The organism is Ochrobactrum sp. CGA5, from assembly GCF_006345815.1.
GTDB lineage: Bacteria > Pseudomonadota > Alphaproteobacteria > Rhizobiales > Rhizobiaceae > Brucella.
Genome location: NZ_VCIG01000004.1, coordinates 74,847 through 97,078, shown reverse-complemented (window position 1 = coordinate 97,078; position 22,232 = coordinate 74,847). Strand labels below are relative to the sequence as shown.

Sequence of the window (22,232 nt, the reverse complement as noted above, 5' to 3'; positions counted from 1 at the left end):
GAGTCAGTCTCCCAGCGGCAAACGCGGATCGTCTATGGTGAGTGTATTAAGGCTATGTTTGATACGACGCAGACTTTCCAAAACCTTCGGTCCACGCGCTTCAGCCGTAGCCGTGGCAATCATATCGAGGATGGCGAGCAGCGCGAAACGTGATGATGTCGGCTTGTAAATATTACCGTCTTCACTGGCCTGGTAAGGAATGAGCAGATCTGTCGCCTTCGCGAGATCGGAGCCAGCAGGTGTGATCGCCACCGTCTGTGCACCATATTGCCGCGCAACCAGCAGGGCCTCCACCACCGAACGCGCGAATCCAGAGACCGAAAAAGCAATCACCGTCGTGTCATGTGTAGTGACGGCCGCATACATACGCTGCAACTGCCCATCCACTTGCGCGCAGACCGGAATACCTAGCCGGAACAAACGGTTCTGCATTTCTGTTGCCAGCATGGACGAGATACCGCCGGACCCGAGACATAGCACAGGGCCACCGGCGGCAAGCCTTTCGGCCACTTTCAGCAATACGCCCATATCAAGTCCGTCGCTGGCCCGCTGGATGGCAGTGATCGCTGCATCTGTCACCGCCGTGGCTATGCGGCTTTCACGCACATCCCGTGCAGGAACTTCCGCCGTCAGATACTGGCCACCAATGGCCAGTGCCTGCGCCAGAAAGAACTTGAAATCGCGCACGCCATCGCAGCCCAGCGCCCGACAAAAACGTGTCACCGTGGGCTCGCTGACTCCGGCCCTGGCCGCAATTTCCGAGATTGCCGCCTTGGATGCGTAATCGGGATCAGCCAAAACGAGTGCAGCCAGCCGCCGGTCGGATTTCGACCCGTCCTGTGCAACGACATGCAGCCGCGTGATGATATCAGCAACCTTGCTCATCGGACGTTCAAAGCGGGAGACCGCTATCCTTGTCGAAAAGATGAATGTATTCGCTCTTTGCAGTTACGGGCACTTGCTCGCCCGGCGCAAGATGCATGCGCTCGCGAAACACAGCTCGTATGGGCTGCCCAGCAATCCGGCCATAAATATGCGTTTCGGGACCTGTCGGCTCGATCACCTCGATGATGAGCTTCAGCCCCTTCCCTTCCGGTGCGACCATAAAATTCTCCGGTCGAATTCCAGCTTCCGCCTGTCGAGTATCGAATGATCCCCCAGAAACGGTGATTTGTTCCCCCTCTCCGGTACGGAATATACCACCCGAAACCGTTCCTGGAATGAAGCTCATGGAGGGAGAACCGATAAAGCTCGCGACAAACTTGTTGGCCGGACGATCATAAAGATCCAAGGGCGCACCGACCTGTTGAATCTTACCCTGATTCATAACCACGATCCGGTCAGCCATTGTCATGGCCTCGATCTGATCGTGGGTGACGTAAATCACCGTCGATTTCAGGCGCTGATGCAACGCCTTAATCTCGGTGCGCATCTGCACACGCAATTGCGCGTCCAGATTTGAAAGCGGTTCATCAAAAAGAAACACCGATGGCTCGCGAACAATGGCCCGTCCCATGGCGACACGCTGACGCTGCCCACCCGAAAGCTGACGCGGATAGCGGTCAAGATAGGAATGGAGGTTGAGGATGGAAGCCGCCCTGTCCACCTTCGCCGCGGTTTCTCCCGACTTCTCGCCGCGAATTCGCGGACCAAATCCAATATTTTCACGCGCCGTCATATGCGGAAACAGCGCATAGGATTGAAACACCATCGCGATATTGCGCTTTTGCGGTGGCAAGTCGTTAGCCCGTTGTCCACCGATCAAAAGATCGCCGCTGGAAATAGGTTCAAGCCCCGCCACCATCCGCAGAAGCGTGGATTTTCCGCAGCCCGAAGGACCGACCAGAACGAGAAATTCCCCGCTTTGAATATCAAGGTCCACACGGTCGAGGACCGTCAGTTGTCCGAAGGTCTTGCTGATCCCGCGCAGTGAAACCTCTTTCATCGATCAGCCTCCTCCGAGAATATCTTCGATGAATGGTCGGCAGCCGGCAGTCAGCCCGGCATCTACCGGAAGGATCGCGCCGGTAATCCCTGATGCGCGGTCAGAAGCCAGGAATGCTACGGCTTCAGCTACCTCGTGGGTATCGACGATACGTCCAAGCGGATAGAAGCGCTGCAAGCGCTCCAGCACGCCCGCATCTTGCGCGATACGATGATCCCATGCAGGCGTTCGTATCGATCCGGGACAGACGACATTCGCGCGCACTCCCTTCCTGCCGAACTCCACTGCTATACCACGTGCAAAGGCGTTGATCCCGGCCTTTGCGGCCGCATAGGCCGGATTGCCGAAATGCGAGAGACCGTTGACCGAGGAAACGAAGACGAAGATGCCACTGCCGCGCTTTGCCATGGCTTGTGCCACAACATTGGAAAATCTGGCAACCGCAGTCAGGTTGAGATCAATCTCAGCGTCGATATTGCTTTGATCCAACCCACCGAAGGTCTCGGCACGTGTCCAGCCAGCATTGTTGATGACGATATCGGGCAGTCCCGATTCCGCTATGATCCGCTTTGCAGCCAGCTCCAACCCCTCACGATCGAGCAGATCGAAGGCATGCTGCGCATGAAAGTCGTCGCCTGTCATTGCCTCCAGTGTCTTATCGCAACCAATCACGCGGGCACCGCGTTCAGAGAAGAGCCTGGCGAGCGCCCTACCCACCCCGCCACCGGCTCCGGTGACCAGCACCGACTTTCCGGCAAATTCGCCTGCTTGCTCCACACTAATCCCCTTCTATGCAGCAGCTTTCTGCATGTGTTTCTTCTTATCAACCTAGAAGGCAAAATGTAAGTTTGCAACAAAACTTTTCGCTTGAAGCTAACAATAAAGCCGATAATGTAGGAAAATAACAAAATATACAGTCATCGCCACAATGCGGTGCAAAACAAGGGAACGGAAAGATGTCTATCAACAAATGGAAGGCCGGTCTTTTGGCCGGATTGAGCATTCTGGCGCTGTCGTCGGTTGCGAATGCGGGCGAAGTGCGCATGACCGTGGCAGAGTACAGCTCCAAGACCGCCCCTTATTTCGAAGAGGTCAAAAAAGCGTTTGAAGCTGCAAACCCTGGTATCACGCTCAATTTCGAAGTTGTGCCATGGGATGTGCTTCTGCAGAAACTGACGACCGACATTTCAGCGGGCACCAATGCAGACCTTTCGATCATCGGCACACGCTGGCTGATCGATTTCGTGCAGCAGGACATCGCTGAACCGCTCGACGGTTACATGAATGACGAGTTCAAGGGTCGCTTCATCGAGACTTTCCTGTCACCGTCAGTCCTTGAGGGCAAGACCTACGGCCTGCCGATCGCAGCCTCCGCCCGTGCCATGTACTACAATAAGGACTTGCTGGCCAAGGCAGGTGTCGAAAACCCGCCCGCAACGTGGGACGAACTGAAAGCCGCGGCCACCAAGATCAAGGCGCTGGGCGGAGAGAATTACGGTTTTGGTCTCCAGGGCAAGGAAATCGAGACAGACGTCTATTACTATTACGGTATGTGGTCCTACGGGACAGAAATCCTCAACAAGGATGGCACCTCGGGCCTTAGCACTTCCGGCGCACTTGAAGCTGCGAAGCTTTATAAGTCGCTGATCGATGATGGCCTGACCCAGCCAGGCGTTACTTCCTATGCACGCGAGGACGTGCAAAACCTGTTCAAGCAGGGCAAGGTTGGCATGATGATTACCGCTCCTTTCCTGTCCAACCAGATCAAGGAAGAAGCGCCCGATCTCAAATATGGCGTTGCAGCCATTCCTGCCGGGCCGACAGGTGCACGAGGTACTTATGGCGTGACTGATTCCGTCATCATGTTCCAGAATTCCAAAAACAAGGAAGAAGCCTGGAAGGTACTCAACTTCCTGTTCCAGACCGAGTGGCGGGCCAAATTCACACAGGGCGAAGGTTTCCTTCCGGTCAACAAGGAAGAAGCAAAGATGGATTATTACGTCAATAATGCCGATCTTGCCGCGTTTACAGCACTTCTGCCGGATGCCCGCTTTGCGCCGATCATTCCGGGCTGGGAAGAAATTGCCGATATCACGTCGAACGCCATGCAGAGCATTTATCTCGGCAAAGGCGAACCCGATGCCATACTAAAAGAAGCTGCCGCGAAGGCGGACGCGATCCTGAAGAAGTGACGCTCCCAGCCTGCCCGGCAGCGTCTCTCGCTCTGCCGGGCTTTTTTCTTTTCCGGGACATTGATAGCCGATGCAAAGCCGCACTCTGCCCTATCTCCTGATCCTACCGAGCCTGCTCCTGGCTGCGGTGGTAATCTTCTGGCCCGTGGTGCATCTCGTTGAAATTGCCAGCCATGACGTGAACCGCTTCGGGCAGCTTAGCGATTTCAATAATGGCGCAAACTTCACTGCGCTTTTCGCAACGCCCGATTTTCTCAACTCACTCTGGCGCACCGCGATCTGGACCGTAGCGGTTGTGGGCGGTGCGCTGATCGTCTCCATTCCGGTCGCTATCATTCTCAACATGGATTTCTACGGCCGCTCTGTAGCGCGCGTCATCGTCATGCTGCCATGGGCAGTTTCTCTTACCATGACAGCCATCGTCTGGCGTTGGGCACTCAACGGCGAAAGCGGAATGCTCAATTCCGCCCTGCGCAATCTCGGCATCATCGACAGCAATATTCAATGGCTGGCCAGTGCGGCTACCGCCTTTCCGATGCAAATACTGGTCGGCATTCTCGTCACCGTGCCCTTCACGACCACGATCTTTCTCGGCGGACTGTCATCCATCCCGGAAGATCTCTACGAAGCATCGTCCCTCGAAGGCGCCAGTCTGTGGCAGCAGTTTCGAGAGATCACCTTTCCGCTGCTCAAACCATTCGTGAATATCGCTATCGTGCTCAATACGATCTATGTCTTCAATTCATTCCCAATCATCTGGGTCATGACACAGGGCGGACCGGCAAACTCCACCGATATTCTCGTGACGCATCTCTACAAGCTCGCTTTCCGCCTCGGAAAGCTGGGGGAGGCCTCCGCCGTATCACTTATCATGCTGGCGATACTCCTGGTCTTCACAGCGATCTATATCCGCCTTGCGATGCGAGGAGAACGTACATGACAGGTTCAAAGCTGAAACGCACGCTCATCGCCTGGGCGGTTCTATCGCCCCTCATCGTGCTGACACTGTTTCCCTTTGCGGTAATGTTTTTCACCGCCGTCAAGCCGCCACAGGAAGTCCTGTCTCCCACATGGTGGCCCAGCAGCTTCCGCTGGCAGAACTTTTCGGAAATGTGGGGTCAAACCAAGTTCGGGCAGGCACTTCTGAACTCGCTTTATGTTTCGGTCATTGCTTCCGTTGGCGCAATCATTGTCTCTATTCCTGCCGCCTATGCGATGTCGCGCTTTCGCTTTGATGGCCATGGCGCATTCCGACAATTCCTGCTTATTTCGCAGATGATCTCGCCCATTGTTCTGGTACTGGGCCTTTTCCGGCTTCTCGCCGCCTATGGACTGATCGAAAGTGTCTCTGCGGTCGGTGCGGTCTACATGGCCTTCAACATCGCCTTTACGGTGTGGATGCTGCAAAGCTATTTCGACACCATCCCACGCGATCTGGAAGAAGCCTCATGGATGGAAGGGGCTGGACGCGGCAAGACACTGATAAAAGTGTTCCTGCCGCTTTGCCTGCCTGCCATTGCCGTCACGGGTATCTTCACCTTCATCAATGCATGGAACGAATTCGTCGTTGCCCTGACGATGTTGCGCAGGCAGGAGAGTTACACCCTGCCCATTCAAGTCTTCTCACTGGTGGCGGGACGCTACACCGTCGAATGGCATTACGTAATGGCGGCGACCTTCCTTGCCACGCTCCCAGTCGCCGTCCTTTTCATCTGGCTCCAGCGCTATCTCATCAAGGGACTGGCCCTTGGAGCCGTCAAATAACCGGAGAAAATGATGTCCAGAAAGCAGGTCTTCGGCGCATCGCATGTGCCTCTTTCCCCCGCTGTCCGCGCAGGCGACACAGTCTATATTTCGGGACAGGTCCCGGTCGGACCTGACGGTCACGTCGTAGAAGGCGGCATCGAAGCTCAAACAAAGCAGGTGCTCGAAAACGTCAAGGCCGTGCTGGCATTGGCCGGAGCCACCATGGACGACGTGGTCAAGACAACTGTCTGGTTGGAGGATGCGCGCGATTTCGGACGGATGAATACTGTTTACGGCACCTATTTTCCAAAGGAGCCTCCGGCGCGCACCACGGTCGAATCCCGCCTGATGATCGATATCAAAATCGAAGTCGAGGCCATCGCCTACGCACCGCAGAAATAAGCACTCCACCTCATCCGCACAGAGTACTTCAATGCGCATTTTCACCGCGTCGCTTGCGACAGAAACCAACACGTTCTCGCCGGTTCCGACAGACAAGGCCTCGTTTGAAATGGCCTTCTATGCCAAACCGGGCAAGCACCCGGAAACGCCAACATTGTGCTCCTCGCCCATCGTGGCATTGCGTAAACGCGCTGCCGCGGAAGGATTGACTATCATCGAAGGCACGGCCACCTGGGCGGAGCCGGGCGGATTGTTGCAGCGACAGGCTTTCGAGGAATTGCGCGATGAAATTCTCGATCAGCTCAAGGCCGCAATGCCCGTCCATGCGGTCGTCCTTGGCCTGCATGGCGCCATGGTCGCCCAAGGCTACGATGATTGCGAAGGCGACCTTCTGGAGCACGTGCGAGCTATTGTCGGACCGGATGTACTCGTCGCAAGCGAGTTCGATCCACATAGCCATCTGACGCCGAAGCGTGTCGAAAACCTCAATATTTTCGCGTCGTTCCTCGAATTTCCTCACACGGATTTTTACGAACGCGGCGAACACGTGGTTGATCTTGCACTCGATGCCCTGAGGGATCGCACCAAGCCGGTCATATCCACCTTCGACTGCCGTATGATCGGTGTGTTCCCTACGAGTAAGGAGCCGATGCGCTCCTTCATCGACCGTATAAAGGCAATGCACGGTAAGGATGGCATTCTGTCCATTTCCGTCATTCATGGCTTCATGGCTGCCGATGTGCCGGAAATGGGAACCCGCATTCTTGTGGTCACCGACAACGATCCGGCAAAGGGTGTAGCACTTGCAGAAAAGCTCGGACGTGAACTGATCGCCATGCGCGAGCAAACCTTGATGACGATGTTTGACACAGATCAAGGCATCGACCGGGCGTTGGCCGCCCATGCGGACAATCCTGCAAAGCCAGCTGTAATCGCAGACGTATGGGACAATCCCGGCGGTGGCGTCGCGGGCGACGGGACCTATATCCTTCGTCGCCTGATCGAGCGCGGCATCGCCAACATCGGCGTTGCTACGATCTGGGACCCTATCGCAGTGACATTCTGTCATGCGGCGGGCGAAGGCGCTGTGATCGATCTGCGTTTCGGCGGCAAATCCGGTCCGCTGGGGGGCGAACCCATCGATGCCCGCGTAATGGTCATGAAAACCCTTACCGAAGGCTGGCAGAGTTTTGGTCCAAGCCGCGTGACACTGGGAGCGTCGGCGGTGGTGCGCATTGAAGGCACCGAGATTGACATTATTCTCAACACCAACCGAACGCAGACATTCGAGCCAAATATCTTTTCAAATGTCGGCGTTGAGCCCATGAAAAAGGATATATTGGTGGTCAAATCCACCAATCATTTCCACGCGGGCTTCGCTCCGATCGCTGCCGAAATCATCTATGTCGCCGCGCCCAGTTCCTATCCGAGCGATCCACGCACAACCAATTATCACAAGCTCAGTCGTGCCATCTGGCCGCGTGTTGAAAACCCGTGGTGAACAAATGAAAAAGCGCGGGAAACCCCGCGCTTTTTTTGAGCATTTCCAGTTTAAATTGAAACAATCGAAATGCTCTGCCTCTTTGTCTTTTACGCATTATCCTACGCAAAACCGCTTCGCGCCTGTGCTGGAGATGCCCTAATGAGCCAGATATGTTGAGATAATCGGCACGTAAGTGACTAGCGCCAGCAGGATGAACAGCGCCAGATACATACTCAATGCCTGGCGGGTGAAATCTCCAACTCTCACCTTCGCGATATTGCAGACCATCAGCATGACCGTCCCGACAGGCGGTGTTAGCGTGCCAATCGACAAATTGATAATCACGATGATACCGAAATGGGCCGGATCGATACCCAGAGCCTTTACCGTCGGCATCAGAAGCGGCACCAGCACGATCATCAGCGCCGTGCCCTCAATCAATGCACCCAGAACCAGCAGGATCACGTTGACTGCCAGCAGGAACACATAAGGATTACTGGTGACGGATGAGATAAGCTGCATGAGTGACTGGCCAGCCTGTTCAAGCGAGAACACCCATGCAAGCGCTGACGATGCCATGATGACCAGCATGACGGACGCGGTCGATTTCGCCGTCTCGATCAACGAATCCACCACATGCGAGATGCGCATTTCGCGATAGATCACGAAACCGATGATCAGAACCAGCGTAACAGCAACTGCACCGGCTTCCGTCGGCGTGAATATGTTCATGCGAATGCCGCCGATGATAGCGAACAGCAACAGGACCGCAGGCCACGCCGAAGCAAGCGTCGAAGCAACCTCGGCGCCGCTCATCCGCCTTTCACGGCTTGGCTTGTAGCCGCGCTTTACTGACGTCGCATAGGCCGCGATCATCAGGATAACGGCGCCCAGAATGCCCGGCAGCACACCCGCCATGAACATCTTGCCGATCGAAACGTCAGCGATCAGGCCATAGATAATGAGTGCAATGCCCGGAGGAATGATCGGCGTGATCAGCGAGCCCGAAGCCGTCACGGCACAGGAAAATGCCTTGTCATAGCCACGCTTGACCATCTCCGGCACCATCATGCGGGTGAGCATGGCACTGTCGGCCAGATTGGAAGCGCTGACGCCACCCATCAGGGTCGAAACCATGATGTTGGTGAGTGCCATGCCGCCGCGCATGCGCCCAACCAGAATTTCCGCAACCTTGATCAGACGTTCTGCAATGCCGGTATGCGACATTACCGTGCCAAGCATGATAAAGAACGGAATGGCGAGCAGCGACGTGTTCTGTGCCGGACTGATAAAGCGCTGCACGGCAATCGCTATCGGCATCTGGTTAAAGAAGATGAAATAGGTGAAGACCGCAATAAGGATGGCTACATAAAGGCGCATATTGAGCGCGATCAGCGCCAACATGATGAGAACGATGGTCATCAGGTTCATGCCTTGCCCCCCGCAAAAGCGGCACGCAAGGACTTGAATGCTGCTGCAAACATATAAAAAGCGATGATAATGAAGCCGACGGGCACTGCGATATCGATCCAGTAATAAGAAACCCGCAGCACGTCGGTGACTTTAAACTGAGTGGCAACCGAGAGCTTGTAACCGGCATAGGAAACGTAAAGCAGGAAGAGCCCCGACAGGGTAGAGACGATGGCATTTACAACGTCGCGCACCTTTTCCGACAACATGTCCACAAGCATAGGAATGGCAAGATGCTGGTTGCTGCGTTCTGCGGCAACGCTGCCGAGCATCACGATCCAGATCATCAACAGACCGGCCATTTCTTCGGTCCATTGCAATGGCTGCTGCATCCAGTAGCGCATGACAACGGCGATGTTGAACATCGCAAGCAGGATGAACAGCGGCAGTACAGCCAACCATTCGATCAGTTTTTCAAACAGTTTCATCGGATTGAATTCCACGAGCGAACCATGTCGCAGCAAAGCCGCGACATGGTGATATCCGAATAAGGATGGATCAGTTCAGTTCGGCTTTGATCTTCTCATAAAGACCAGGCGACCATTCCGGGAACTGGGTGTAGACCTTTTCAGCAAGCGCCTTGAAAGGAGCACGGTCGACATCAATGACCTCGACACCGGCTTCCTTCATCTTTTCGATCATTTCATTGTCTTTTTCGATCGTCAGCTTCTGGCTGTAAAGGCCCGCATCATAGGCAGACTCGTGAATCATCTTGAGCTGGTCTTCCGGCAGCGTGGAGAAAAAGGCTTCGCCACCGACGATAAGAGCCACATTGGTCAGATAGCCAACCTTACTCAGATACTTGGCCTCCTCCTGGAACTTCTGGCCGTAGAGCACCGAAATCGGGTTCTCCACGCCATCGATCACGCCCTGCGCCAGCGCCGGAAAGGTTTCGCCCAGCGGCATCGGGGTGGGCGTCGCGCCCATGGCTTCAAAGGTCTTGATCTGCATGACATTGTTCGGCACGCGGATCTTCATACCCTTCAGGTCTTCCGGGGTGCGGACAGGCTTCTTGGAAATGATCTGGCGAATACCGTAAAGATAGTTCGGCATCACGATGTGAATGCCTTTCTTCTTCAACTCTTCGCTTTTCTCTTTGAACCAAGGGCCGTCATAGACCTTGAAAAGCTGTGTCGGATCGTCGGTGAGGAAAGGACCGTACAGTACGCCAAGGTCAGGCTCATACTCTGCCAGGAACCCAACGTCGGAAATCGTCACAACATTGAGGCCCATCATGGCCTGCTCGGTCACATCCTTCTTGGAGCCAAGCTGCGAGCTTGGATAGAGCTCAAGCGTGATTTCGCCATTGCTGCGCTTTGCAAGATCATCTTTCCAGTAATGCATAACCTGATCGAAAGGTTCGCCTGGGTTGTTTTCATAGGCAACCTTGATCGTCACATTGGCAGCGTATGCAGCCACACTTCCAGCCAGCAACATGCCAGCGGCGATCATGCCGGTAACGAGTTTCTTCATCACTATCCTCCCCTATAGGGTCATTCAACAATTGGCCTTGTGGCCGGTTTCCTCCAGGAGCGCCCGATGCCTTCCTTCCCGGCATCGGACATTTGCTTCGATTTCAGTCGCGTTCGATGATGATCTTCAAAACATTGCGGTCGCCGTCCCAGTAGGGAAGTGCCGCTTCGGCTTCATCGAACGGAAATATCTTTGAGATCAGCTTGTCGGCATCCGTCCCAAGCTTTTCCAGATGCGCGATGACTGCCTCGAAATCCGCGAACGTTGCATTGCGCGATCCCATGATGTCGAGTTCCTTCAGGTTGAAGAACTGCGTCTGATAGGTGACTGGCGCTTTGGAATAGCCGACATAAACCACCCGACCGGCAAAGCCGGCAAGATCGATGGCCTGCGTGAACGTGATCGGCAGGCCAACTGCTTCAAATGCGATATCCACACCATCGTCGTTGGTCAGTTCCTGAACCTTTGCGACGACATCCTCACCGCCCGGCAAAGCATGCGTTGCGCCAAACTGTAGTGCCAGCTCGCGCTTTTCAGCACTCGGATCAATGGCGATGACCTGGGCGCCGCGGGCGAGCGCGCCGATAAGAACACCCATGCCGATCATGCCGCAACCGAGAACCGCAACCGTGTCACCGGCCTGAACGCGCCCGCGCTCAACGGCATGGAAGCCAACCGAAAGTGGCTCCACCAGCGCCAGATGACGAGGTGCCAGCGTATCGTTGAGGATCAGCTTTTCGGCCGGCAGCACGATCTGATCGGCCAGACCGCCATTTTGTTGCACGCCAAGCGTCTTGTTATAACGGCACGCATTGAGCCGGCCTTTGCGGCACGACGAGCATTCACCGCAATTCGTATAAGGCAGCACGATGACCCGCTTGCCCTTGGCGTAGACACCGCTGACGCCCTCTCCGGCTTCCATGATCTCGCCGCCGATTTCATGCCCAGGAATACGCGGCAGCTGCACCAGCGGATTAAGCCCTTTGAAAGTGTTCAGATCGCTACCGCAAAGACCCACATGGCGAACCCGCACACGGACTTGTCCGGCCAGCAATGGCGCTTCGTCGATTTCTGCAAAACGTGTGACGTTTTCGCTCTCGATACGCAGAGCTTTGACCATCGTATTATTCCTGTCAGTGGGTCATTAGGGAGGGGGGTCAAGTTACGGCGCCGACCTGCCAAGGTACAAATTCGTTGTCGCCATAGTCGTAGACTTCGCTCAGCGTCTTCTCGCCAGATGCGACCGCGATTATGTGCTCGAAGATGCGAGTACCTGACTGCTCGATGGTCTCATCGCCGGTGACGATGCCACCGCAATTGATGTCCATGTCTTCCTTCATGTGCTCGTACATTTCGGAATTCGTGGCGATCTTGATACAGGGCGAAGGCTTGAAGCCGGAAACCGAACCGCGACCTGTAGTGAAGCAGATGACATTGCAGCCGCCAGCGACCTGTCCGGTCACAGCGACGGGATCGTACCCCGGCGTATCCATGAACACGAAGCCGGGTTCAGTCACGGTTTCAGCGAATTCATAGACGGCCTTGAGCGGCATGGAGCCACCCTTGGCAACCGCACCGAGCGACTTTTCCAGAATGGTGGTCAGCCCGCCAAGCTTGTTACCATGCGACGGATTGTTGTTGAGCTCATCGCCATTGCGCGCGGTGTAATCACGCCACCAGTCGATACGCTGCAACAGCTTTTCCGCCACCGCAGGCGTTACTGCGCGACGCGTCAGAAGATGTTCGGCACCATAGATTTCCGGCGTCTCCGACAGGACGGTCGTGCCGCCATTGCGCACAATAAGGTCCGAGGCATAGCCCAATGCCGGATTGGCCGAGATGCCGGAATAACCGTCCGATCCGCCGCATTCCAGCGCCACTTTCAGCTTCGACAAAGGCTGTTTGGTGCGTACCGCAGAATTGACCAGCGGCAGCATTTCCTTGATCTCGGCAATCGCATGATCGATCGTCTTGCGCGTGCCGCCATGCTGCTGGATCGTCATGGTGCGCAGGCGCGAGCCTTCCTCCATGCGATAATGTTCGAGGATCGGCGCGATCTGGTTGGTCTCGCAGCCAAGCCCAATCAGCAATATGCCGCCGAAATTCGGATGCTTGGCATAGCCCTGAATAGTGCGGGTCAGCAGGCGATAGCCTTCCGATTTGGTATTGAGCGCGCAACCGCTGCCGTGTGTCAGAGCCACGACGCCGTCGACATTGTCAAAACCATCGAGACCGCCCATGCGGTTGAAATAATCGGCGATGTAACGCGACACCGTAGCCGAGCAATTGACTGACGAAATCACGCCGATGAAATTGCGTGTGCCTACACCGCCAGCGCCCCGGTCATAACCCATGAAATGACGGCGTTCGGCCTCCGGCAGCATACCGCGTTCATCAATATCAATGGAGAACTGATGCTCATGTTCGGAGGGCAGCATGGCGAGATTCTGCAAATGCACATGCTCGCCCTGCGCAATATCCTTCGTCGCAACGCCGATCACCTGACCGTATTTCAGGACTTCTTTGCCTTCTGGAATGTCGCGAATGGCGACCTTATGCCCACGCCCGATAAGTTCACGAGCCACGATCCCGTGCAAGCCGATCGGCGCACCAGCGCGAACCGAAATGCGTGCCACCGCGACATCGTCCGACGGATGCAGCAGAATAACCGGCGCAACTGCCGTAGCAACGGCTTCATTCATGTGTCTGACCTCACTCCCAAATCGTCCCGGTCAATCAGTCGCGGGGCTCATTATCCATCCAACGCTGCTTGGATCGATCCAGATGCGTTCGCATCGCAGCCTGCGCCTGAAGCGGGTCCCTTGCTTCCAGCGCCGCATAGATGGCTTCGTGCTCAGCCAATGCCAGAGCCCATGTCGCGTTGTCCTCGAAGCGCGTTCTGATATGCGATGTCAGCGGACTATGCCGCTCGTCGAAAAGATCGCGCACGATGCGTGCCAATACGGAGTTGCCCGATTGCTCGGCGATGAGCAGATGAAACTGCCTGTCGAGTTCAATCGCCTTGTTACCGGCATCGACATTCACCTTCATCGCGTCAATCGTTGCACGCAATTCGGCCAACCGTTCGGGCGTCATGCGAGCACAGGCCGTCACGACTACGCTCCCTTCGACCATTTCGCGCGCCTGCATGATTTCAAGCGGGCTCTCGCCGATGGAAGCACCATGCGAAAACGATCGCTTTTCCGACTCTGCCGTGACGTAGATGCCAGAACCCATGCGAATTTCGACGTTACCCGCAATTTCCAGCGCAATCAGCGCCTCGCGTAGCGAAGGCCGCGACACGCCAAGCTGCTGTGCCAGCTCACGTTCGGCTGGCAACCTGCTGCCAGCAGGAAACTGACCCTCCTGGATGAGACTTCTCACCCGGTCTGCGATCTGCTGATAAAGCCTGCGGGGTTCGGCAGTTGTCGTAAAGTCGCTCATTGTGCTCCCAAATTCGCTTCTCCTCGAATTGGCCTTACCATATTTCCGACCGAAAAGAAGCGCAATATGCTTGAAGCCCCAAGAAATTGCGGCAAATTGCACATTTCCACATCTGAAGCCCAACCAATCTCCCGATAGAGATTCCTACTGGCTTGACCAATTTGGCGTGCATCGCTTAGGTAAAACCAACGCTTAATGGGAGAAGATCATGCACGAGAAGCCAGCGATCCTGCAGTTCGGCACGAGCCGATTTCTGTTGGCTCATGCCGATTTCTTTGTTTCGGAAGCACTGTTGAAAGGCAAAGCCGTCGGGACAATTGCCGTCGTGCAGACGACTTCAAACCCGCAAAGCAGCCAGCGTATTGCGGCTTTGAACGACAGCCGCAGCTATCCCGTAAGGATTCGTGGACTTGTCGACGGTAAGCCGTCCGAGACTGAACATCAGGCGAAAGGCGTTGTCGCTGCCTATTCCGCACATCACGACTGGGTGGCGATTCTCGACCTTGGCACCAGCGTTGATGTGATCCTTTCCAATACCGGCGACAAGGGCTATGAACTCGACCCGAGTGATGACAATTCGCTTCTTGTTAATCCGAGTGCTTTGCCAAAGAGTTTCCCGGCAAAACTTCTGGTGCTTCTGCATCATCGGTGGCAGCGAAATCCAGATGCCTCACTGTCGTTATTTCCCTGCGAACTGATCTCGCGCAATGGCGACAAACTGCGCGCGATCCTCATCGGTCTCGCAAATGACTGGAAGCTGCCGGACAGCTTCCTGCGATGGCTCGAAACGCGCTGCGTCTTCGCCAACAGCCTTGTGGACCGCATCGTTTCCGAACCTATCGAGCCAATCGGCGCTATCGCCGAACCCTACGCGCTCTGGGCAATTGAGAAAGCGGATGGCCTGACACTCCCTTGCGAACACGACGATATCGTCGTCACCGACGATCTTGCGCGCTACGAGCATCTGAAACTCTATCTGCTCAATCTCGGCCATACATTCATCGCCGAACAATGGCTGAAGCGCGACCGCTCGAAGGACGAGATCGTGCTGGAAGCCATGCAGGACGAGACGATCCGGCGTGAACTGGAAGCGGTATGGCGTGAGGAAGTTCTGCCGGTTTTTGCTGCGGACGGCATCGGCGAACAGGCCAAAGCCTATGTGGACTCGGTCCGAGAGCGATTTCTCAATCCGTTTCTCAAACACCGCGTTGCGGACATCGCTTCCAACCATGAGGAAAAGAAGCAGCGTCGCTTCGCGCCGGTCATCGCCCGCGCGTCGGAACTCGGCCTCGATCTTGAGCAGCGTCGCCTGAAGGCGGCTGTCGGCTGAGCCACTCGTTCAGCTCGACTTCAGCGCGTTCCAGCGCGCTGTAGTTCAGTAGTTTGCGCAAAAGCGCAACCGTCACGGCACGAGCCCGGAGGTTGAAACGCCCTTCCTCCGGCTCACCTTTTTCCTGGTAAACGCCAAGTTTTTCATAAAGTTGCTGCAATCGGTTCTGGACGCTCCTCAGCGACAGATTGCGGCGGCGCGCAATAACACGGTCCGTCAGGCCCAACGCTATATCGACCAGAATTTCGTATTCACTTTCGCTGAAACCGCTGGCATGACCAAGGCTCTTTTGCTGCAGGCCACGCACTTCGCGATCGATCACGCACTGCGCCTCAACGAAAATGCTGCGCAACGCCAGCCTTAGCTTGTCATCGGAAGCCGATTTCAACACATAGCCGTAAGCGGCCCCTTCCGGCACGATGCGCGACACGCCGCGCACATAGGCCTCGTCAGCATAGTTGGACCAGAACAGGATACGCGTCTCGGGATTTTCCTTCCAGATGGTGCGCGCGGCCTCGATGCCGTTGCGACCGTTCATCTGTAAATCCATGACAACATGGGCAGCGCGATGCTGGCGTGCCAGTTTCTCACCTGCCGAGCCATTCTCTGCTTCCAGCACCTCACGGCATTCGGGCAGTGCCGCACGCACAGCCTCGCTGAGATAGGCACGGTGCAATGGATCATCTTCCACGATCAGAACATGCATTTTACCCTCCTGCCTCCCGGCACACCTCTGCTGGCAGATGGATCGTCACGCTCGTACCGCCACCGTCCCCATATTTCCTGATAGCGAAACTTGCGGAAATCAATCGCGCGCGCGTGCGCATATTGTCAATTCCATGCCCGACACCCTGCCCGCTACCGGGCCTTTGCATGTGCCGGTCCATGCCAATGCCATTGTCCGCGACTTCCACGTGCAGGCGACCGCTCTTGTTGCGAAACGTGACACGCAGACAGCTTGCATGGGCGTGACGGATCGCATTGTTGATCGCTTCCTGCACGATGCGGAAGAGTGAAGTGGCAACGGTTTCCTCAAGCTGATCAGCCATGCCCTCACTGTGGTCGTCCAGCGTCCATTCGATGGATGAGCCGCTATCACGCACCGAACGATCAAGATGGTTTTCCGTCGCCTGCACAAAGCCGAAAAGCTGTAGAATAGATGGTTTTGCTTCCTCAATAATTTGCCTGAGGTCGTGCATACAATGCTGGAGCCCGCGAAACAGTGGTTCAAGCTGTTCGCCGGAGAGGTCCGGCGCATGGGTGAGCCGTTCGACATGCCGCGCCAATCGTGTCAGATCAGCCAGTGTCTGATCGTGCAGATCCATGCCTATGCGATGGCGCTCCGTCTCCAGAGCTTCAGTCAGTTTCAGGGCGCCAAGGCGCAAGCCTTCCTCGCGGGCCCGCGCTTCCGTTTCCACAATTGCGGAGCGCTTAGCCTGCTCGGCAGCACGGATCGCAAAAAAGTATGGGGTCAGCAGATCTGCAATGGACTGCGCATTTTCCACGTCCCGCGTGGTATAGCAGGCCGGTGAGAGACTGGAACAACTGAGTGCGCCGATAATATCGCCCTGCGCCTTCAAGGGCACGTGCAGACGCCCTTTCAAATCATGTTCAATGATCGGGCTGGAGAACGACCCTTCAAAGTGAAACCGCTGATCGGTGCGTGCATCGTCGGTCAAAAGGTAATCGACCTCGCCGGAGAGCACCGTGCGGATGGGGCTGCCCGACAAAAGGGCGGGGGGATTACGGCTCCAGGCCGTCGATATACCGCTCTCATAGGCGATATGAAATTTACCATCCAGCATCTTGATGCACACGTCCAGATGGTCATAAGGCACAATATGCTTGATCTCCGCCGCCACCGCTTGAATGATGGAATCGAAGTCAAGCTGTCCCGCCAGCAATCTGGAAATATTCAGATAGTGGTCGAGCAACCTTTGAGGCGCGAGTTCGGCCAAGCGTTTCTCCTCCAGAACGCAAATTGCTCATGAAGCTCTATAATACGCAGTGATATTGCCAGCATGTCTTGCGGGTTCCCGCAATTTTGCTGCAGGAACCCGCAAGACAGTTGCTTCAATCGGCCTTCACAGAAGGCTCCTCTTCTTTCATCCTCGCTTCACCAGAAAATTGCCCGCAAGACAAGAGCGTAAAATCGCGTCTGGCGAGGACTGGTGCCGTTGAGGAGCGGCGGTGCGGGAGGATCGCATCATAATCAATTCAGACGATTCGAAGTGCCGGGGGCGCTGTGGATCGCATACTGGCAACCGGGAGGAATGAATGAAACTCGCAAAAATGCTTTTCGCATCCGTCGCACTGGCAGGCGTTCTCGTCGCAGGCAGCGCATTGGCCGACACGTCGTCGAAGAAGATCGCATTCTCCAACAATTATGCTGGCAATTCATGGCGTCAAGCCATGCTGCAAAGCTGGGACAAAATCACCAAAGAAGCTGTGAAGGCCGGTGTGGTCGCTGCGGCCGACCCGTTCACCACGGCTGAAAACCAGGCCACCGAACAGGCAGCGCAGATCCAGAACATGATCCTGCAAGGCTATGACGCCATCGTTGTTAATGCGGCCTCGCCGACCGCGCTGAATGGCGCGATCAAGGAAGCCTGCGATGCTGGCATCGTGGTTGTTTCCTTCGACGGCATCGTAACCGAGCCCTGCGCATGGCGCATCGCGGTCGACTTCAAGGCGATGGGCGAAAGCCAGATCGACTATCTGGCAAAACGCTTGCCCGATGGCGGTAACCTGCTTGAAATTCGCGGCCTTGCCGGTGTTTCGGTCGATGACAATATTCATGCCGGCATCGAAGAAGGCGTGAAGAAGCATCCGAAGTTCAAGATCGTCGGGTCCGTTAATGGCGACTGGGCGGCAGACGTCGCGCAGCGTGCCGTCGCTGGCATCCTCCCAAGCTTACCGAAAATCGACGCGGTCGTGACGCAGGGCGGCGACGGCTATGGTGCTGCACAGGCTTTCGCCGCCGCCAAACGCGAGACCCCAATCATCATCATGGGTAACCGTGAAGACGAACTGCAGTGGTGGAAGAGCCAAAAAGACGCCAATGGCTATGAAACCATGTCAGTTTCTATTGCACCCGGCGTATCCACACTTGCTTTTTGGGTTGCCCAGCAAATTCTCGACGGTAAGGACGTGAAAAAGGACCTCGTGGTTCCTTTCCTCAGCGTCAGCCAGGAATCGCTCGACAAGGACCTTGCCAACACCCAGAAGGGTGGCGTCGCCAATGTCGAATATTCGCTGGAAGACGCACAGAAGGTCATCGACGCCGCCAAGTAAACCGGCCCTCCACATAATCGAGCGATTGGGGCGGGTTTCGTTCCCGCCCTTTTCCATCGCCTATTCTTCAGCATTTCCAGCAATCAGTTGAGCGTATGACAGAAGCAGCAGAGAAACGGGAGGTCGTCGCCGCGCGCAATATCCGCGTGCAGTTCGGTGCGGTGAAAGCACTGGATGGCGCCGAGCTCGTGATCCGCGAAGGTGAATGCGTGGGACTTGTTGGCCACAACGGCGCGGGCAAATCCACTATCGTCAATGTCATCAATGGCGGACTTTCGCCACACGAAGGCAGCGTTTCCTATCATGAGGAAGCAGGACATGGCGTAGCAATGGCACGCAAGCATGGTGTGCGTTGCGTCTTTCAGGAATTGTCGCTGTTCCCGAACCTGACCATTGCCGAAAATGTCCGCATCATGCAACGCGATCTGACTGGCGCGGGCTGGCGCGGCAAGGCCATCGAACTTATTTCCAGGAAGCTCGACGAGATTTTCCCGGGGCACAAGATCGACAGCAGCGCTACCATTGAAGAGCTTTCTATTGCCGAGCGGCAGATGGTCGAAATCGCGATCAACTTCACCGCGCCCGGTGTTACTCCGAAACTTGTCATTCTCGACGAGCCGACCTCATCGCTAGATTCAGGCATTGCCGCGCAACTGATGGCCTATGTCCGCCGTTTTGTCGGCACGGGCGGCGCTGTTATCCTGATTTCGCATATGCTGGGCGAAATTCTCTCAACCGCGGACCGTATCGTGGTGATGAAGGACGGAAAGGTGGTCGCCAATCGCGCCGCCAGCGATTTCACGAATCGCAGCCTCGTCGAAGCCATGGGCAGCGTAGAGCGCGAAAAAACCCCGCGCCGCATCGCTAAGACCGATGCGTCCGGCTCACCCGTTCTGTCCTTCGCGAAACGCGCCACCGACGTAAAGCCGTTTGAAGCGTTCAAGGGCGAAGTCATCGGCCTCGCTGGTCTGGCCGGACACGGACAAACCAAAATGCTGGTCGATCTTTACTATGCACGGCGGCCAAACTGGTTTCCGGCACGCAATTGCGAAATCGCTTTCGTTGCTGGCGACCGCAGCCTCAACGGCACTTTCCCGCTGTGGAGCATCCTGCACAATCTCACCATCGGCTCGCTGGACCGGCTTTCATCGCTGAAACTGGTCGACCAAAAGCGGGAAGACGCCCTCGGCAGCGAGTGGAAAGACCGCATCCAAATACGTACACCGGATATGGGCAACCGCATCCTGTCGCTGTCAGGCGGCAACCAACAGAAAGTGCTTTTCGCCCGCGCACTGGCAACCAGCGCCAACACGATTTTGATGGACGATCCGATGCGCGGCGTCGATGTCGGCACCAAGCAGGAAGTCTATGAAATCCTGCGCCATGAGGCCGAGAACGGCCGCACATTCGTCTGGTACTCCACCGAAATGGACGAAATCGAACTTTGCGACCGTGTCTATGTTTTCCGCGACGGCGCTATCGTTGCAGAACTGACCGGCGAAGACATTACGGAAAAGAACGTGCTTGCTGCATCATTTGAGGGAGGTCACGAATAATGCGCCTTTCCTCTTCCTCCATCCGCCTGCTGACACCGGTTTTCTCGCTGGTTCTGCTGCTTGCCGCCGTATTCTACATACAGCCGCGCGCCATGAGCTATACCGGGCTGAACCTGCTGTTCAATCTGGCTGTCCCCATTGCGCTAGCGACCATCGCTCAAATGCTCATCATGGCGGTCAACGATCTCGATCTTTCGATGGGCACCTTCGTGAGTTTCGTGGTCTGTGTTGCCGCAACCTATCTCAACACCACACCTGTCATCGGAGTATTGATCCTGGTGGCGGCCATTGCAGCTTATGCTGCGCTTGGCGCGCTGATCCACCTGCGTAATTTGCCCTCAATTGTCGTCACGCTTGGCATGAGCTTCGTCTGGGGCGGGTTTGCCGTTCTGCTACTGCCCTCGCCCGGCGGACAGGCACCGGACTGGGCACGCTGGGTCATGACCGCCAAGCCGTCTTTCTTGCCGATGGCCATTGTTGCCAGTATCCTGATCGCTGTCGTCACGCATTTCATCGTCATGCGCTCGACCTTCGGCGTGCTAATGCGTGGTGCAGGCGGTAACAGCCGCTCCATCGAGCGCGCTGGCTGGTCTGTCACCATGATCCGGGCTGGAACCTATGCGCTGGCTGCCTTCTTCGCGGTACTGGCGGGGATTGCTCTGGTCGGACTTACCACATCGGCCGACGCCAATATCGCACTGCGATACACGCTTCTGTCCATCGCAGGCGTTATTCTCGGCGGCGGTGAGTTTGTCGGCGGGCGCGTATCGCCTATCGGAGCCGTTATCGGCGCACTGACCTTGACGCTTGCCGGGTCCTTCCTCTCCTTCATGCGCATTTCTCCAGACTGGCAGATCGGCGCGCAAGGCGGCATTCTCATCGTGGTGCTGGCATTGCGCCTCTTCCTCAACCGCCTCGAAAAGAGGGAGAAAAAGCAATGAGCGGTCTCGCTATCCTTACCAACCGCCCGTGGATATGGTCGTTCATCGCCACTGCCGTCGTCTGGATCATGACCATCCTCTTTACCGGAGGTGCTGGCGCACATGGGCTCTCGCACGCGGCTTTCACTTTCGCGTCCTTTTCGGTTATTGTCGGCCTCGGGCAGATGTTCGTGATCACGCTCGGACCAGGCAACATCGACTTGTCTGTACCCGCCAATATGACGCTTGCCGCAACACTGGCGCTCAAGCTCATGGATACGCAGGACGGCATGGTGCTGGCAGGGCTAAGCGTTGCCATTTTGATCGGTCTTGGAATTGGTATCTGTAATTATACGCTGATCAAGCTTCTGCGCATTCCACCAATCATCGCCACCTTGTCGATGAGCTTTCTTATTCAGTCCACCGCTATCTGGAGCAATCGCGGGCTGCGCGTAAAGCCGCCGGAAAGCCTTGCGCAATTCACAACGTCCTCCACGCTCGGCATCCCGAACGTCGCCATCGTGGCCCTGATCCTGTCGGTCATCGGTTGGGTGCTTCTGAAAAAGAGCATTTATGGACGCTGGATTTCGGCAATCGGCCAGAACCCGTTCGCTGCGCGTATGGCGGGCGTTCCGGTCGATGGTACGCGCTTCGTCACCTATCTGCTCTGTGCAGTGCTCGCTTCGCTTTGCGGCTTCCTGCTTGCCTGCTTTTCAGGCGGAGCGGCCCTGAACATGGGCACTGAATATCTTTTAATGTCTATTGCCGTTGTCATCATCGGCGGTACGGCGGTTGCGGGCGGCGATTCCAATATCCCTGGTATTTGGGGTGCAGCCCTCTTCATGTTCCTCATAGTTTCGATGCTTAACACCTACGGTTTCGGCGCCGGTGTCCGTCTTGTCCTGACTGGTCTCACCATCATTGCGGTGATTATCCTTGCTAGTGGCCGTCGGACTGAACGATAGTTTTTCCGGAGT

General features: G+C 56.0%; 21 protein-coding genes. 10 read left to right on the top strand and 11 right to left on the bottom strand.

Going from position 1 to position 22,232, the window contains the following annotated elements:
- Positions 1-3: 3 nt before the first annotated feature.
- From FJQ48_RS04325 to FJQ48_RS04315, 3 genes are read right to left on the bottom strand one after another with little or no spacing between them, the layout of a single operon-like run.
- A complete protein-coding gene (locus tag FJQ48_RS04325) occupies positions 4-885 on the bottom strand; it encodes a MurR/RpiR family transcriptional regulator (RefSeq protein ID WP_139973980.1) in 882 nt (293 codons plus the stop codon).
- A 7-nt stretch (positions 886-892) separates the two neighbouring features.
- The gene (ugpC, locus tag FJQ48_RS04320) at positions 893-1,945 is read right to left on the bottom strand and encodes a sn-glycerol-3-phosphate ABC transporter ATP-binding protein UgpC (RefSeq protein WP_139973979.1); all 1,053 of its coding nucleotides are present in this window, start codon (positions 1,943-1,945) and stop codon (positions 893-895) included.
- Positions 1,946-1,948: 3 nt separating this feature from the next.
- On the bottom strand, positions 1,949-2,722 hold the full coding sequence (locus FJQ48_RS04315) for an SDR family oxidoreductase (RefSeq protein ID WP_139973978.1): 774 nt from the start codon (positions 2,720-2,722) through the stop codon (positions 1,949-1,951).
- Positions 2,723-2,901: 179 nt separating this feature from the next.
- On the opposite strand from FJQ48_RS04315, the gene FJQ48_RS04310 reads away from it, so the two are divergent.
- The 5 genes from FJQ48_RS04310 to FJQ48_RS04290 all read left to right on the top strand — a co-directional run bounded on the left by FJQ48_RS04310 (position 2,902) and on the right by FJQ48_RS04290 (position 7,786).
- Entirely contained in the window at positions 2,902-4,137 is a 1,236-nt protein-coding gene (locus FJQ48_RS04310; RefSeq protein WP_139973977.1) for a sugar ABC transporter substrate-binding protein, read from the top strand.
- Positions 4,138-4,207: 70 nt separating this feature from the next.
- Positions 4,208-5,077 (top strand): sugar ABC transporter permease, encoded by an 870-nt coding sequence (locus tag FJQ48_RS04305; protein ID WP_139973976.1) that lies wholly within the window; start codon positions 4,208-4,210, stop codon positions 5,075-5,077.
- The gene (locus FJQ48_RS04300; protein WP_139973975.1) at positions 5,074-5,901 is read left to right on the top strand and encodes a carbohydrate ABC transporter permease; all 828 of its coding nucleotides are present in this window, start codon (positions 5,074-5,076) and stop codon (positions 5,899-5,901) included. Before FJQ48_RS04305 ends, FJQ48_RS04300 begins: the two co-directional genes overlap by 4 nt.
- 12 nt (positions 5,902-5,913) lie before the next feature.
- Positions 5,914-6,285 carry a RidA family protein gene (locus tag FJQ48_RS04295; RefSeq protein ID WP_139973974.1) on the top strand — a complete coding sequence of 124 codons (372 nt, stop codon included), beginning with the start codon at positions 5,914-5,916 and terminating at the stop codon, positions 6,283-6,285.
- A 31-nt stretch (positions 6,286-6,316) separates the two neighbouring features.
- On the top strand, positions 6,317-7,786 hold the full coding sequence (locus tag FJQ48_RS04290) for a M81 family metallopeptidase (RefSeq protein WP_139973973.1): 1,470 nt from the start codon (positions 6,317-6,319) through the stop codon (positions 7,784-7,786).
- 138 nt (positions 7,787-7,924) lie between these two features.
- Here the strand turns inward: FJQ48_RS04290 and FJQ48_RS04285 are convergent, their stop codons facing one another.
- The 6 genes from FJQ48_RS04285 to FJQ48_RS04260 all read right to left on the bottom strand — a co-directional run bounded on the left by FJQ48_RS04285 (position 7,925) and on the right by FJQ48_RS04260 (position 14,155).
- On the bottom strand, positions 7,925-9,199 hold the full coding sequence (locus tag FJQ48_RS04285; RefSeq protein ID WP_139973972.1) for a TRAP transporter large permease: 1,275 nt from the start codon (positions 9,197-9,199) through the stop codon (positions 7,925-7,927).
- A complete protein-coding gene (locus FJQ48_RS04280; RefSeq protein WP_180350115.1) occupies positions 9,196-9,666 on the bottom strand; it encodes a TRAP transporter small permease in 471 nt (156 codons plus the stop codon). The genes FJQ48_RS04285 and FJQ48_RS04280 overlap by 4 nt, the downstream gene beginning before the upstream one ends.
- Positions 9,667-9,736: 70 nt before the next feature.
- Entirely contained in the window at positions 9,737-10,711 is a 975-nt protein-coding gene (locus FJQ48_RS04275) for a C4-dicarboxylate TRAP transporter substrate-binding protein (RefSeq protein ID WP_139973970.1), read from the bottom strand.
- 103 nt (positions 10,712-10,814) lie between these two features.
- On the bottom strand, positions 10,815-11,831 hold the full coding sequence (locus tag FJQ48_RS04270) for a zinc-binding alcohol dehydrogenase family protein (protein ID WP_139973969.1): 1,017 nt from the start codon (positions 11,829-11,831) through the stop codon (positions 10,815-10,817).
- Positions 11,832-11,868: 37 nt separating this feature from the next.
- Positions 11,869-13,413: an altronate dehydratase family protein gene (locus FJQ48_RS04265; RefSeq protein ID WP_139973968.1), complete on the bottom strand. Its 1,545-nt coding sequence runs from the start codon at positions 13,411-13,413 to the stop codon at positions 11,869-11,871.
- A gap of 34 nt (positions 13,414-13,447) precedes the next feature.
- On the bottom strand, positions 13,448-14,155 hold the full coding sequence (locus FJQ48_RS04260; RefSeq protein WP_139973967.1) for a FadR/GntR family transcriptional regulator: 708 nt from the start codon (positions 14,153-14,155) through the stop codon (positions 13,448-13,450).
- A gap of 208 nt (positions 14,156-14,363) precedes the next feature.
- Here FJQ48_RS04260 and FJQ48_RS04255 point away from each other — a divergent pair, with 208 nt between their 5' ends.
- Positions 14,364-15,485: a mannitol dehydrogenase family protein gene (locus tag FJQ48_RS04255; protein WP_139973966.1), complete on the top strand. Its 1,122-nt coding sequence runs from the start codon at positions 14,364-14,366 to the stop codon at positions 15,483-15,485.
- Here the strand turns inward: FJQ48_RS04255 and FJQ48_RS04250 are convergent.
- Both FJQ48_RS04250 and FJQ48_RS04245 read right to left on the bottom strand, forming a co-directional pair.
- On the bottom strand, positions 15,418-16,191 hold the full coding sequence (locus FJQ48_RS04250; protein ID WP_139973965.1) for a response regulator transcription factor: 774 nt from the start codon (positions 16,189-16,191) through the stop codon (positions 15,418-15,420). The genes FJQ48_RS04255 and FJQ48_RS04250 overlap by 68 nt on opposite strands.
- A 1-nt stretch (position 16,192) precedes the next feature.
- Complete coding sequence (locus tag FJQ48_RS04245; RefSeq protein WP_139973964.1) at positions 16,193-17,443, bottom strand: GAF domain-containing sensor histidine kinase; 1,251 nt, start codon at positions 17,441-17,443, stop codon at positions 16,193-16,195.
- Between the two features lie 319 nt (positions 17,444-17,762).
- On the opposite strand from FJQ48_RS04245, the gene FJQ48_RS04240 reads away from it, so the two are divergent.
- The 4 genes from FJQ48_RS04240 to FJQ48_RS04225 all read left to right on the top strand — a co-directional run bounded on the left by FJQ48_RS04240 (position 17,763) and on the right by FJQ48_RS04225 (position 22,220).
- Positions 17,763-18,779: an ABC transporter substrate-binding protein gene (locus tag FJQ48_RS04240; RefSeq protein ID WP_139973963.1), complete on the top strand. Its 1,017-nt coding sequence runs from the start codon at positions 17,763-17,765 to the stop codon at positions 18,777-18,779.
- Between the two features lie 95 nt (positions 18,780-18,874).
- Positions 18,875-20,335 (top strand): sugar ABC transporter ATP-binding protein, encoded by a 1,461-nt coding sequence (locus FJQ48_RS04235; RefSeq protein ID WP_139973962.1) that lies wholly within the window; start codon positions 18,875-18,877, stop codon positions 20,333-20,335.
- Positions 20,335-21,276: an ABC transporter permease gene (locus FJQ48_RS04230; protein WP_139973961.1), complete on the top strand. Its 942-nt coding sequence runs from the start codon at positions 20,335-20,337 to the stop codon at positions 21,274-21,276. Before FJQ48_RS04235 ends, FJQ48_RS04230 begins: the two co-directional genes overlap by 1 nt.
- Complete coding sequence (locus FJQ48_RS04225) at positions 21,273-22,220, top strand: ABC transporter permease (protein WP_139973960.1); 948 nt, start codon at positions 21,273-21,275, stop codon at positions 22,218-22,220. The genes FJQ48_RS04230 and FJQ48_RS04225 overlap by 4 nt, the downstream gene beginning before the upstream one ends.
- The last annotated feature ends 12 nt before the right edge of the window (positions 22,221-22,232 follow it).